The sequence below is a fragment of the Pseudoduganella sp. GW821-FHT05F09 genome (assembly GCF_059419605.1).
Genome location: NZ_JBWKSD010000006.1, coordinates 212,787 through 226,725, shown reverse-complemented (window position 1 = coordinate 226,725; position 13,939 = coordinate 212,787). Strand labels below are relative to the sequence as shown.

Below are 13,939 nucleotides of genomic sequence, written 5' to 3'. Positions count from 1 at the left end.
GCTTTAATTAGCGTTGCCTAAAATGGCGCGATGACCCACTACCGCACCGCCACCGCGCAATGGAAACGATAGACCTCCCCGAACCGCAAGGCCGCAGCGCGGCCAGCCGCAAGCTGAACGTGCTGGTGGCCGTGACGGTGGCCTTGCTGGCCACCTTCATGGGCATCTGCAAGGTCAAGGACGACAATATCTGCCAGCAGATGCAGCAATTGCAGGCCAACCGCATCGACCACTGGAACTACTACCAGGCCCGCAACGTGCGCGAGGAAGTGGCCAAGGCTACGCTGGTGCAGCTCAAGCTGAACCAGATGGGCCGCCCCGAGGCCGAGCAAGCCGCCTACCGCGACGCCATCAAACAGTATGACGCGCTGGTGGCGGACCAGGAAAAAAAGAAGGCCGACGCCAAAGTCCAGGCCGAACAGGACCAGCGCGACTACGACGCCGCCAATTTCAAGGACGACCAGTTCGACCTGTCCGACACCCTGCTGGCCATTGCCATCGCGCTGCTGGCTATTACCTCCCTGACCGAGCAATTCGGCCTCTACCTGGTGGCGCTGGTGCCGACCGCCTTCGGCGTGCTGATGGGGCTGGCCGGCCTGGCGGGATGGGCCCTCCACCCGAACGCCCTGGTGGCGCTGCTGTCTTAGCGCGGGTCGCGCCATGTTAACGGTCACACCGGCGTCATGATGCATCGGTAGCATGCGGGTAGTTTTTAACGCTACCCGAGGAATCCCATGCAAGACCTGAACCTGTTGCGCCGCCTGCCGCTGGCGCTCGCGGTCGGCGCTGCCCTGGCGCTGGCCGCCTGTGGCGGCTCCGGCCACAACGAGCCGCAACTGCTGGCCATCCCGGCGGCACCCGCCGATGCCGGCGCCCCCGACACGGCGCCCATACCGGCCAGCGTGCCCGCCTTCGTCGACAACGTCGCCACGAACCAGCGCGGTGACGCGCGCTACGCCACCGCCGCCACCAACGCCGGCGTGCGCGTGCTGATCGGCATGCTCGACATCTGGAAGCCGCTGACCGAAATCGTGGACGCGGGACAAACCGCGCCCGCAGTGGCGGGCTTCCCCGCCGTGGTGGCATCCGCCTGGACCGGCCTGCCGAACGACGGCACGCCCGGCGGCACCATCGTCAACGCCGCCGTCTACAACGCCAATATCGACTACGTGGTGAAAGCCACCGCCAGCCGCAGCAAAGAGCAGGAAGTGGCGGCCTACCTGGACGACCGGCGCGGCAAGGGCTACAGCCTGACCGACGGCATGGGTCCACTGACCGAAGCCTGGCGCAGCGCCGCGCGCCAGACCACCAGCATTACCGGCGTCCCCGCCGACGCCACCACGGTGCTGTACAACGACAGCGGCAATAATACGGGCGTCGCCGGTAGCGCTAACGCGGAGTTCGGCGACGTGGTCACGCTCGTCAACGCCATGGGCAACAACGGCTCGACCGAGCCGGCCAAGCGCTTCTTCAAATACGCACGCCCCTACCGCTGGAGCAGCAGCGTGGTGGTGGTGCCTGCCCTGGTGCCGGCCAAGAGCAGCACGCCGTCCACGGACGGCGGCTTCACCAGCGGCCACTCGGCCGAGGCGGTGCGCGGCGCGGTCGCCATGGCCTACGCCGTGCCGGAACGCTACCAGGAAATCATGGCGCGCAGCCTGGAGCTGGGCGAAAGCCGCATCATCGCCGGCATGCACTCGCCGCTGGACGTGATCAGCGGCCGCGTGCAGGCGCAGGCCATTGCCGCGGCCAATCTGCTGGACCCGGCCAATGCCGCCACCAAGGCTGCCGCAGTCGCGCAGGCGCACGCCACGCTGATGCTCAAGACCGGCACCACGGCCGAGACCTTCAACGACTATGCCCACTCCGGCACCGCCGCCAACGACCGCTTTGCCGACTACGCCGCCATCAAGGCCGCCTACATCCGCCGCCTGACCTTCGGCTTTACGCCGATCGGCGCCACCACCGCGCCGGCCGTGGTGCCGAAAGGCGCCGAGGTGCTGCTGGAAACCCGCTTGCCGTACCTGACCGAAGCGCAGCGCCGCGTGGTGCTCAAGACCACCGCGCTGCCGTCCGGCTATCCCATCCTGGACGATGCCGAGGGCTGGGGCAGGCTGAATCTGTTCGCGGCGGCGGACGGCTACGGCGTCTTCACCGGCAATGTGGTGGTGGTGATGGACGCGGCCAAGGGCGGCTTCAACGCGGCCGACCGCTGGCGCAACGACATTTCCGGCAGCGGCAAGCTGACCAAGCAAGGCTCGGGCACGCTGAAACTGGGCGGCAACAACACCTGGAGCGGCGGCACCCAGCTTGAAGCGGGCCGGCTGGAAGGCAATTCGGCCAGCGCTTTCGGCAAGGGCGACGTCTATGTGAGCGGCGGCACGCTGGTGAGCAACGCGCCTGCCTCCCTGGCGCTGGCAGGCAAGTACACGCAACTGGCCGCAGGCAGCCTGGAACTGAAACTGGGCAACGGCCAGCAAGGCCGCCTGCAAGTGGCTGGCGCCATGACGGTGGCCGGCGGCAGCCTGGTGGTGAGCTTCCAGAACGGCTACAAGCCGGCCGCCGGCGACACCCTCAATGTGATAGCCGCCGCCAGCATGCAAGGCAAGTTCGACACCATCACCGTGCCGGGCTTCAAGGTGGAAGCTGTCTATACAGATACCGGCTTGCAGCTGAAGCTGGGCATTTGAAAGCTGGCGGGTTGGCACGCAGTGCGTAACCCGCCAGAGTCGCCACGGTCTGGAGTAGCATCGTCTATAATGTCCGGAGCGCGCGGGGCAGGTCCCGCGCTCAACCGTTCATAGATGTCATCGATGTCCTTTGACTTAAAAAAAGCACTCCCCAAGCCAGGCAACCGCTTTGCGCTCCCCACTTTGCATGGTTCCGCCGACGCGCACGCGCTGGCGCAAGCCGCGCTTGAACTGAAGGCGCGCGGCCAGATGCTGGCCGTGATCGTCGCCAACGCTAGCGACGGCCAGCGCCTGCTGGACGAAATACCCTGGTTCGCAGGCGACGCCTTACGGTGCCACCTGCTGCCGGACTGGGAAACCCTGCCCTACGACGCCTTCTCGCCGCACCAGGACCTGGTGTCCGAACGCCTGGCCACGCTGCACGAGATCCAGACCGGCCAGTGCGACGTCATGATAGTCCCGGCCACCACGGCGCTGGTGCGCATGGCGCCGCCGTCCTTCCTGGCGGCCTACACCTTCTTCTTCAAAAAAGGTGAATCGCTCGACGAGGCCAAGCTGAAGTCGCAGCTCACGCTGGCGGGTTATACCCACGTGACGCAGGTGATGTCGCCCGGCGAATACTCGGTGCGCGGCGGCCTGATCGACCTGTTCCCGATGGGCTCCGCGCTGCCTTACCGCCTGGACCTGTTCGGCGACACCATTGAAACCATCCGCACCTTCGACGCCGACACCCAGCGCTCGCTGTACCCGGTGAATGAAGTGCGCCTGCTGCCCGGCCGCGAGTTCCCGATGGACGAAACGGCCCGCACCACCTTCCGCAGCCGCTGGCGCGAGCAGTTCGAGGGCGATCCATCGCGCTCCGTGGTGTACAAGGACATCAGCAGCGGCATCGCCTCTGCCGGCATCGAGTACTACCTGCCGCTGTTCTTCGACCAGACCGCCACGCTGTTCGACTACCTGCCCGCCGGTTCCACGCTGGCCATGGTGGGCGACATTGACGCGGCCATCAAGCGCTTCTGGCTGGACACGCAGTCGCGCTACCGCTTCCTGAAGTCGGACCGCGAACGCCCCATCCTGGCGCCGGAAGCCATCTTCCTGGGCGACGAGCAGTTCTTCACGCTGGCCAAGCCGCACGCGCGCATCAGCATATCGCGCGAAGATTTGGGGCAGGCTTCCGAGATCTCGGCGCCGGTGCCCAACATCGCCGTCAACCGCCACCTGGACGACCCGCTCACCAATCTGCGCGCCTACCTGCTGCAAAGCGGCCGCCGCGTCATGATCTGCGCCGAATCCAACGGCCGCCGCGAAACGCTGCAGCAGTACTTCGGCGAATTCGACCTGAGCCTGGCGCCGGTGGAAGGCTACGAAGGCTTCCTGCAGTCGGACGCGAAGCTGATGCTGGGCGTGGCCCCGCTGCACGCCGGCTTCGAATGGTCTGCCGACAAAGTGCAGCTGGTGTTCATCACCGAAACCGAGCTGTATGCCGGTTCCGGCCGCCGCGCGGGCAAGAAGAAGCAGGAAGGCGTCACCCAGGTCGAGTCCATGGTGCGCGACCTGTCCGAGCTGAAGATAGGCGACCCGGTGGTGCACATCAACCACGGCATCGGGCGCTACATGGGCCTGACCAGCATGGACCTGGGCGAAGGCGAAACCGAATTCCTGCACCTGGAATACGCCAAGGACACCAAGCTCTACGTGCCCGTATCCCAGCTGCACGTGATCTCGCGCTACTCCGGCGCCTCGCCGGACGATGCGCCGCTGCACTCGCTCGGCTCCGGCCAGTGGGAAAAGGCCAAGCGCAAGGCCGCCGAGCAGGTGCGCGACACCGCCGCCGAGCTGCTCAACCTGTATGCCCGCCGCGCGCTGCGCCAGGGCCACGCTTTCGAATACTCGGCGCACGACTACGAGCGCTTTGCCGACAGCTTCGGCTTCGACGAAACGCCGGACCAGGCGGCCGCCATCGGCAATGTGCTCAAGGATATGACCTCCGGCAAACCGATGGACCGCCTGGTGTGCGGCGACGTCGGCTTCGGCAAGACGGAAGTGGCGCTGCGCGCCGCCTTCATCGCCGTCATGGGCGGCAAGCAGGTCGCCATCCTGGCGCCAACCACGCTGCTGGCGGAACAGCACGCGCAAACCTTCGCCGACCGCTTTGCGGACTGGCCGGTGCGCATTGCCGAAATGTCGCGCTTCCGCACCGGCAAAGAGATTGCGCAAGCCATCAAGGGCATGTCGGACGGCACGCTGGACATCGTCATCGGCACCCACAAGCTGCTGTCGGACGACGTGAAGTTCGAGCGCCTGGGCCTGGTCATCATCGACGAGGAACACCGCTTCGGCGTGCGCCAGAAGGAAGCGCTGAAGTCCCTGCGCGCCGAAGTGGACGTGCTGACCCTGACCGCCACGCCCATTCCGCGCACGCTGGGCATGGCGCTGGAAGGCCTGCGCGACTTCTCCATCATCGCCACGGCGCCGCAGAAGCGCCTGGCCATCAAGACCTTTGTGCGCAGCGAGAACGAAGGCGTGATCCGCGAAGCCTGCCTGCGCGAGCTGAAACGCGGCGGCCAGGTCTACTTCCTGCACAATGAAGTGGAAACCATCCAGAACCGCCTGGCCGCGCTGACCGAGCTGCTGCCGGAGGCGCGCATCGCCGTGGCGCACGGCCAGATGCACGAGCGCGACCTGGAGAAAGTGATGCGCGACTTCGTGGCGCAGCGCTACAACATCCTGCTGTGCACCACGATTATCGAAACCGGTATCGACGTGCCGACCGCGAACACCATCATCATGCACCGCGCCGACAAGTTCGGCCTGGCGCAGCTGCACCAGCTGCGCGGCCGCGTGGGCCGTTCGCACCACCAGGCCTACGCCTATCTGCTGGTGAACGACGTGCAAAGCCTGAGCAAGCAGGCGCAGCGCCGCCTGGACGCCATCCAGCAGATGGAAGAACTGGGCAGCGGCTTCTACCTGGCCATGCACGACCTGGAAATCCGGGGCGCGGGCGAAGTGCTGGGCGAGAACCAGTCCGGCGAAATGCTGGAAGTGGGCTTCCAGCTCTACACCGACATGCTGAACGAAGCGGTGCGCTCGCTCAAGGCCGGCAAGGAGCCGGACCTGGCCGCGCCGCTGTCCACCACCACCGAGATCAACCTGCACGTGCCCGCCCTGCTGCCGGCCGACTTCTGCGGCGATGTCCACGAGCGCCTGTCCATCTACAAGCGCCTGGCAAACTGCAAGGAGCAGGACAAGATCGACGACCTGCAGGAAGAAATGATAGACCGCTTCGGCAAGCTGCCCGAACCGGCCAAGGCGCTGATCGAAACGCACCGGCTGCGCATTGCCGCCGCCACGGTGGGCATCGTCAAGATCGACGCACACAGCGAAGCTGCCACGCTGCAGTTCATGCCCAAGCCGCCCATCGATCCGATGCGCATCATCACGCTGATCCAGAAGAACAAGCAGATCAAGCTCAATGGGCAGGACAAACTCAAGATCACTGCGAACATGCCCGACCTGTCGGCGCGCGTCACGCAAATCAAGACCGCAATTAAACAACTGGTAGCCTGATCCAATGAAGACCAAAAACAACCACACGATGAACCTGGTGCTGCAAGGCCTGGGCGATTGCATGCCGCGCCTGGAGCGCATTGCGGCATTGACCGCGCCGCAGCGCGTGGTACGCATTTCCGACACCGCCATCCGCTGCGAAGGCATCACCTACTCGGTGGCGCTGCGCCAGACCATCGAGGTAGCGGCCCACGCGGCCCAGCTGGACGCAACCTATATGATGGGCGTGCACAAGCTGGACGAATTCAAGCTGGTGGCGATGGACATGGACTCCACCCTCATCACCATCGAATGCATAGACGAAATCGCCGACATGCAGGGGCTCAAGCCGCAGGTATCGGAGATCACCGAAGCGGCCATGCGCGGCGAGCTCGATTTCTCGGCCAGCCTGCGCAAGCGCGTGGCGCTGCTCAAGGGCCTGGACGCGTCCGCGCTGGAGCGCGTGTACACGGAGCGCCTGCAGCTGTCGCCGGGCGCAGAGGCCATGCTGGCCGCGGTCCAGCGCGCCGGACTGAAAACGCTGCTGGTGTCGGGCGGCTTCACCTTCTTCACCGCGCGCCTGAAAGAACGCCTGGGGCTGGACTTCACGCTGGCCAACGAACTGGAAATCGTCGATGGCAAGCTGACCGGCGAAGTGCTGGGCGAGATCGTGGACGCGGAAGTGAAGAAGCGCACGGTGGAAGAATGCTGCGCCAAGCTGGGCATCGGCACCGGCGAAGCCATCGTGATGGGCGACGGCGCCAACGACCTGAAAATGATGGGCATAGCCGGCATGTCGGTCGCCTTCCGCGCCAAGCCGGTGGTGCGCGAACAAGCCAGCGTGGCCCTGAACTTCGTCGGCCTGGACGGCATCCTCAACCTGCTGGCCTAAGCCGCCAGGGCTTGCCCTTGTAACAGCAACGGGATTTGCGCAAGCACAATACGGGTTCGCAGTGGGCAAACTAACATGGCCTCCTCACATACAGGAGGCCGTATGCCCTACACTATCAAAGTCAGCGAAGAAGATATTGCCCAGAAAAAGCGCTACCTGAACTCCAAGGGTAACGCGGAATGCGTCGAGTTTGTCCGGCAAACTACCGACGCACCGGGCACGCCATATTGGAAGCCGGGAAAAAAAGTGGCCGACGCCAGTCTGGGTGAAGTAAAACGCGGCACGGCTATCGCGACTTTTGACAGGGATGGGCGATATCCGACGGATGTTCGTGGGCGTCATGCCGCGATATACCTTAGCCACAGTGTCAGCGGAATCGTGGTGCTCGATCAGTGGAACGCAAAGGGACAGGTGTCCCGGCGTACCATACGCTTCAATCCAAAAGCAGCAAAGCGCAGCGACGACGCTGCGACCTACTTTGTTATCGAATGAACACCACCGACATCATGCGCGCTGCGGCGTTCGCCATTGCATGGTCCTATCTCGGCACCGCTCATGCGGAGGACATAGTATGTCCGGCGTCCATCATAGTCGCATCATCAGCGCCGACCATGCGTGAATGGCAGCCGGTCGGTGGCAAGCATGAGCACCAGCTGGAAAATGCGCAGATTTATTCTGGCCATCCCGGCGAGGAAGCTTCGTTGATGCCGGACGAGTCTTCCAGCGGAAATACACTGACGGCACGATGGCAGCTGCCACCAGGCGCTCAGCACGAATATTGGATAAGCTGCAGCTACAGGGACACGCCCCTCACTATGGCCCGCAAGCTGGACCGGAAATACTCCACCTGCATGATCCGCTACAAGCGCAACACAGGTCCGCCGCCAGGGCGCCTGCAAGCAATCGAGTGCTCCTGACACAGGCAGCATGCGCTCGGGCGGCGAAGGCTAGCCCGCCCGGGCGCATGGTCAGCTCTTAGAACTTGTAGGTCGCGCCCACGAAGTAGCGGCGGCCGGACCAGGCCATCTCGTTGCGGCGCGAGGTGGAGCCGGAGTTCAGGTACTGCGCTTCATCCGACAGGTTCTTGCCCTCGAAAGAGATGGTCAGATTGTCGTTCACGCGGTACTGGATCTTGGCGTCCAGGAAGCCCACCGCCTCGCCATAAACAGGCAGCGACGCGTTGGCGTCCACCGAACCGGTGTAGTAGGCGTCGCGGTAGTTGTAGGCCAGGCGCGCGTTCCACTGCCCCCTGTCGTACCAGATGCCCACGTTGTAGCTGTTGCGCGACATGCCCGGATACGGCAGCACCGTATTATCCAGCGGATTGAGCAGCTCCTTGCCCGGCGCGTAGGCGAAGGACATGCGGGTGTAGTTGGCGTCCAGCCCCAAGCCGCCCAGCACGCCGGGCAGCATGGTCAGCGCGGTGCGGCCGGCCAGCTCCCAGCCCTTGGTCACCGCGCCTTCGCTGTTGATGGACGTCTTCAGGTCCCACAGCCTGCCGTCGCCGAACACGTCCTGGTTCGGCAGTATCACGTCGTTCTGGATGTAGCTGGCGATGTCCTTGCGGAAGAAGGCCAGCGACAGCTGCGAGTCGCGCGATGGATACCATTCCACGCTCAGGTCTTTATTGGTGGCGCGGAACGGCTTCAGGTTGACGTTGCCGCCGGTGCAGTCGTCCGCGCTGCCGTCGCCGCCGAATTGCGACTGGCCGCTGTTGGCGATGCAGTTGACGGTCGGCGTCAGGCGGTCGATGAAGGGACGCGACATGACCTTGCCCCAGCCCAGGCGGGCCACCAGCGTGTCCGGCACCAGCCAGCCGGCCAGGTTGAAGCTCGGCAGCACGTCGTTGTACTTGTTGTTGACGGTGACGATGTCGTTCTTCAGCACAGTCTCCACGCGCGCGCCGCTGGACGGATTGAGCGTGTAGATGCGGTAGGAGCGCAGGCCGGTGGCGTTGGTTTCCGTGCCCGCGTAGCGCACGCCCACGTTGCCGTCCCAGGCCACGCCGAACAGCTCATGCTCGAAGTCGGCGCGCAGGTAGAAGGCCTTGATGCGCTCGGAGACGGCGAACTGCGGCGGCATCTTGTACATCTTGCCGTCGCTGCCGATGGATTCACGCAGCAGGTCGTGGTTGTAGCGGCTCAGGTCGAAGAACTGTGCCGAGTTGGCAAAGCTGGGCGCCATCCAGCCGGCGGGATAGCCGCTCAGGCCGTCGTAGCCGTTGAGGAAGGTGCCCGGCGTGTTGGTGCGGATGGCGTCCACCAGCGTGGCCATCTGCGGCGCGGTCACGTAGCGCGTGGTGTTGTTGGCCGTGAGTCCGCTGCCCGGAATGATGGCGCCGCCGTTGCGCAGCACGCCGCTGGTGTTGAGCGGGTCGAAGATAATCTCGTGGGTCACTTCCGGACTGCGCACGATGATGTCGTCCGCCGTGCTGTTTGGATCGGCGCCCGCGCTGGCCATATAGCCGGTCCAGCGGTACTGCTCGGAGGTCGACTTGCGGCCCTGTCCGCCGAAGTGCAGCGTGGTCAGGATGGGCAGGTCGGGACGATACTTCAGGTCCAGCTTGACCTGGTCTTCGGTATTGTCGGTGAACGAAGGCTGGTAATTCGAGCGGATGCGAGTGTAGCTGCTGCTCTTGTTCGGGTCGAAGTTGGCCGGGAAGACGAATTTCGGCAAGCCCTGGTCGTCGAACTTCACCTGCAGGCCGGGGATGTTCGCGTCCAGCACGATGTTGTTGGTGTGCAGCTCGTAGAAGGAGCTGGTCTTGGCCACCAAGCCCTCGGCGGACCACGCGCCTTTTTTGTAGTTGAAGCCGGCCGACTTGTAGTCCGAGTTGATGTTCAACGCAAAGTCGCGCGCGGCGGTGTTGAAGTTGTACGACGCGCCCTCGCCCGGCACGTTGACGCAGCTGCCGGCGGTGAAGCCCGTCATCACGTGGTTGGTGAAGCTCATGCCCGGCGGCGTGACGCCGGTGGGCGGTTCGGCGCAGGACGCGGCGGGCGTGCTCAGCGGGGCGCCGTTGGCGCCGTACACCGGCGCCACGCCGCTGGTCGAAAAGCGTTTGATGGCGCCGAAATCGGTCACATAGTTGCGGTCGTTCAGCTTCTGTTTCTGGTCGTTCTTGTTGTAGCGCGCCCACACGTTCAGGTCGTTGTCCACTTTGTACTGTGCAGTCAACTCGGCGCTCGAGCGCTCGTGGTCGCGGGTCCAGATGCCGTAGCGCGGCACGCCGGGCGAGTAGTCGAACCACTGGCTGTCGCAGGCGGTGCGGTCGGCGGCCGTGCCCAGGCCCGCGCAGCCGGCCTTGGCGCCGACGGCGGCTGCGCGCGGATTCAGGCTGGTGTTGGTCTTTTCCGGCGACTGGTCCCAGTCGCGGAAATAGCGCCAGTTGCTGTTGCGGACGTAGTCATTCTGCGTAAACACCTTGTCATACACCAGGTTGGCCATCAGGCCCAGGCGGCCATCCAGGAATTTATCGGCCCACAGCAGGCTGCCGCGCGGTTGCACGCCGCCGCGGTTGGTGCTGCGCTCGCCTTCCAGCTTTACCACCATCGTGCGCTTCTTGAAATCCAGCGGCATATTGGTCTTGATGCTCACCGTGCCGCCGATGCCGCCCTCGGTCTGGTCGGCGGTCACGCCCTTGAACACGTCGATGGACTTGATCAGCTCGGCGGGCAGCTCGCGCAGTTCGGCGCCACGGCCCGCCGTGCCATTGGTGCTCAGCACCGACAGGCCGTTGATCTCGATCCGGTTCAAGTTCGCCTCCACGCCCCGGATATTGACCTGCGAACCCTCACCGAAGTCGCGCGACAGCTGCACGCCGGTGACGCGCGACAGCGCCTCGCCCACGTTCTTGTCCGGGAATTCGCCGATGTCCTCGGCCACGATGGAATCGACCACCGTGCTGGCGTTCTTCTTGCGGTCGATGGCGCTCGCCACCGACTGGCGCGTGCCGGACACGATCACAACGCTGCTGTTGTTGTTGGCCGCCGCCTCTTGGGCGTAGGCCGCAGGCGCCGCCAGCAGCGCAAGCGCACTGGCCACCGCGGCCGCACACGCGGTAGGCCGGATAAGTTGATGGGTAATGCTATTCAATGCCATGCCTAGGTCTCCTCATATTTTTTGTAGTGGGCTAGCAAGGTGAAATACGCCTTACGAAATCGATAATAGGCGTAAACGATTAACCGGAATTGTCAACAATGTGACTAATTGCGGCAGGCAGCGCACGCGGCTGGCCGGGAGAGGTGTGTCAAAAAGATGAAAAATTCGCTACACTGGCGATATCAACTTTGCAAGGAGCAAGCATGGCAAGCGACATCGTTTTGGACAACCGGCTGGAATCGGCCAAGAACACCGCATGGTGGCTCTATCTGCTGCACGGGGTGGCGTTTGTATTCTCAGTCGGCACGCTGTCGCTGCTGGTGCTGATCATCAACTACGTGCAGCGGCCGTCCACCGAAGGCACCTTCGTCTACAGCCACCACAGCTGGCAGATCCGCACTTTCTGGTGGTATATGGTCTGGTTCGTGGTGGGCATCATCTTCGCCGCCACCTTCATCGGGCTGGTGGTGGCGGTGCCGATCTGGGTCGTGGCCTGGCTGTGGTCCGCCTACCGGCTGGTACGCGGCATCAAGGACCTGAACGAGAACCGGCCCATGCCGGACTGACATGACGGCCGCGCAGGAGATCCTGGCGCACAACCGCCAGTTCAGGGACAGCAACGAGGCGGACCTGGCGCTCAAGATAGCGAGCATGCGCGAGGACCTGTATCCCTTCTTCCGCGCCACCGCCCACCTGTTCTACCGCGACATGGCCGCCCTGCCCTCGTCGCCCTATACCAACGCGCAAACCGGCCGCTGCTGGCTGGTGGGCGACGCCCATCCGGCCAACTTCGGCGCCATGCGCGACGCCGGCGGCGCCCAGGTCTTCGCCGTCAGCGACTTCGACGAAGCCTATCCCGGCCAATACCTGTGGGACCTGCGGCGGCTCGCCGTGGGCCTGTTGCTGGCCCCCTACGCCAACAAGCCGCCGCCGGACGAGCGGCGCGCCGCCATCGCCGCCATGGCAACGGCCTACCTGGCCTGCATGGCGCAGTTCCGGAGCAGCGGCGCCGCGCAGGCCTTCCGGCTCACCGAAGACAACACCAGCGGCATCGTTCAAAAGACCATCAAGAAAGGCGCCAAGGGCGAGCGCGGCGAACTGCTGGCCAAATTCAAAGGCGAGGAAACCGCCGCGCCAAGCCAGGCCAGGATCGATGCGGTGCTCGCCGCCATGCCCGGCTACATCGCCGCCATCGCGCCGTCCATGCGCAAGCCCGCCGGTTTTTACGACGTGCTCGACGTGCGCCAGCGCTTCGGCGCCGGCATGGGCAGCCTCGGCAAGCTGCGCTACTACGCGCTGCTGCAAGGCGGCGCCGAAGGCCAGGTCATGCTCGAACTGAAGCAAGCCATCGCCAGCGCCGTCGCGCAAGCCAGCCCCGGCGTGCTGCCGGCCGCGTCCGGCGACGGGCACGAAGGGCGGCGCATCGCCCTGGCGCAACAAGCCATGCTGCCCGGCGCCGACCCGCTCGCGGGCTACGCCACCATCGCAGGCCTGCCCTTCCACGTCCACGAAAAAGCGCCCACCGACAAAGACTTCAAATACCAGGAAATCGCCACCGCAGCCGAGCTGAACAAGGCCGCAGCCAGCCTCGGCATGGCGCTCGCCTCCGCCCACGCCCTGGCCGGCCAGAATCTCCCCAGCCCGCCGGCCACGGCCGATATCGCGGCGCAGATCCACGCGGCGGTCAGCAGCCAGGGCGGTTTCCTCGCCGAGTTGACCGGCTTTGCGGACAGCTATGCCGCCAAGGTCGGGCGGGACTGGCGGGACTTCCTCGCGGCGGACGCGCGCGGCGAGCCTATGTACTGAACGGTAGCTTGATCTTCCTCTAAACGCGTGCTTCCGCTGCGCCCTACCATGAAAGTTCTCGTGGAACCGGGAGGCGACATGAAACACGCAGCCGCAATGCTCTGCGCCGCGCTGGCCGCCGGCGGCGCGCAAGCCCAAAAAGAAGAAATCGTGTGCCCGCCCGCCATCCTGGCGTCCACCACCGTGACCACGGCCGAAGGCTGGGAGCCGGTGGGCGGCGCCGCCGAATACAAGCTCGAGCACGCCCAGCTCTTCTCCGGCCATCCCAGCGACGCGGTGCAGGTCACGCCGGACGAGAGTTCCAAGGGCAAAGCCCTAATTACGCAATGGCGCATCCGGCGCGAGCAAGCGCCAGAATTCTGGATCGGCTGCGCCTACCGCGACACCACCGTCGTCCTCGCCCGCAAGCTCGACACCCATTTGTCCCGCTGCGTGGCCCGCTACGACCAGAGCGACGGCCCGCCACCGGGGCATTTGCAGTCGCTGACGTGTTCCTGAGCTGGCTTGCCGCGGCCGCGATCGCTAGGCGGGGGTGACGTCGCTGCCTTCGACCAGCAGGAGGCGGAACTTGCCACCTTTGAGGCGATGCTGGCGCGCTTCCTGGTAGGCCGGACTCGTGTACCAGGCCTTGGCCGCAGCCATGTCCGGGAAACGCAGGATGGCCACGCCTTCCGGCGGCTCACCTTCCAGCACGTCCAGCTGACCATAAAACGCCAGGCGGGTGATATCGTGGCCAGCGCGCGCCGCTGGCGCACTCTGCTTGTACTGCTCCATCTCAGACTCATCGATGGTCGATTCGCGGATGAATATGACGTAAGCTGACATTGTGTTCTCCTTTAGGTTTTCGACTACTACCGCGCCGAAAATTTCTCCTCAAATTCGCAGAGTCGACTACAAAAATGGC

The 13,939-nt window shown here is 64.7% G+C and carries 11 protein-coding genes; 9 read left to right on the top strand and 2 right to left on the bottom strand.

The features are described 5' to 3' along the window. Positions 1 to 59 precede the first annotated feature (59 nt). From AC07S4_RS20770 to AC07S4_RS20745, 6 genes are all read left to right on the top strand, one after another. Complete coding sequence (locus tag AC07S4_RS20770; RefSeq protein ID WP_494988459.1) at positions 60 to 647, top strand: DUF4337 domain-containing protein; 588 nt, start codon at positions 60 to 62, stop codon at positions 645 to 647. 87 nt (positions 648 to 734) lie between these two features. Continuing rightward, complete coding sequence (locus AC07S4_RS20765) at positions 735 to 2,690, top strand: phosphatase PAP2 family protein (protein ID WP_494988458.1); 1,956 nt, start codon at positions 735 to 737, stop codon at positions 2,688 to 2,690. A 123-nt stretch (positions 2,691 to 2,813) separates the two neighbouring features. Next, positions 2,814 to 6,257, top strand: coding sequence for a transcription-repair coupling factor (gene mfd / locus AC07S4_RS20760; protein WP_494988457.1), 3,444 nt, complete (start codon positions 2,814 to 2,816; stop codon positions 6,255 to 6,257). A gap of 4 nt (positions 6,258 to 6,261) precedes the next feature. After that, positions 6,262 to 7,128 carry a phosphoserine phosphatase SerB gene (serB, locus tag AC07S4_RS20755; protein WP_494988456.1) on the top strand — a complete coding sequence of 289 codons (867 nt, stop codon included), beginning with the start codon at positions 6,262 to 6,264 and terminating at the stop codon, positions 7,126 to 7,128. A 102-nt stretch (positions 7,129 to 7,230) separates the two neighbouring features. Continuing rightward, positions 7,231 to 7,620, top strand: a complete 390-nt coding sequence (locus AC07S4_RS20750) for a BPSL0067 family protein (protein ID WP_494988455.1) — start codon at positions 7,231 to 7,233, stop codon at positions 7,618 to 7,620. Further along, positions 7,617 to 8,045 carry an STY0301 family protein gene (locus tag AC07S4_RS20745; RefSeq protein ID WP_494988454.1) on the top strand — a complete coding sequence of 143 codons (429 nt, stop codon included), beginning with the start codon at positions 7,617 to 7,619 and terminating at the stop codon, positions 8,043 to 8,045. The genes AC07S4_RS20750 and AC07S4_RS20745 overlap by 4 nt, the downstream gene beginning before the upstream one ends. A 58-nt stretch (positions 8,046 to 8,103) precedes the next feature. Here AC07S4_RS20745 and AC07S4_RS20740 read toward each other — a convergent pair whose 3' ends face one another. Further along, positions 8,104 to 11,229, bottom strand: coding sequence for a TonB-dependent receptor (locus AC07S4_RS20740; protein WP_494988453.1), 3,126 nt, complete (start codon positions 11,227 to 11,229; stop codon positions 8,104 to 8,106). A 203-nt stretch (positions 11,230 to 11,432) separates the two neighbouring features. On the opposite strand from AC07S4_RS20740, the gene AC07S4_RS20735 reads away from it, so the two are divergent. The 3 genes from AC07S4_RS20735 (at position 11,433) to AC07S4_RS20725 (ending at position 13,533) form a co-directional block, all read left to right on the top strand. Further along, complete coding sequence (locus tag AC07S4_RS20735) at positions 11,433 to 11,795, top strand: DUF4870 family protein (RefSeq protein ID WP_494988452.1); 363 nt, start codon at positions 11,433 to 11,435, stop codon at positions 11,793 to 11,795. Position 11,796: 1 nt separating this feature from the next. After that, complete coding sequence (locus tag AC07S4_RS20730) at positions 11,797 to 13,035, top strand: DUF2252 family protein (protein WP_494988451.1); 1,239 nt, start codon at positions 11,797 to 11,799, stop codon at positions 13,033 to 13,035. A 78-nt stretch (positions 13,036 to 13,113) separates the two neighbouring features. Next, positions 13,114 to 13,533, top strand: coding sequence for an STY0301 family protein (locus AC07S4_RS20725; protein WP_494988450.1), 420 nt, complete (start codon positions 13,114 to 13,116; stop codon positions 13,531 to 13,533). 24 nt (positions 13,534 to 13,557) lie between these two features. Here the strand turns inward: AC07S4_RS20725 and AC07S4_RS20720 are convergent, their stop codons facing one another. Continuing rightward, complete coding sequence (locus AC07S4_RS20720; protein WP_494988449.1) at positions 13,558 to 13,860, bottom strand: DUF1330 domain-containing protein; 303 nt, start codon at positions 13,858 to 13,860, stop codon at positions 13,558 to 13,560. Positions 13,861 to 13,939 lie beyond the last annotated feature (79 nt).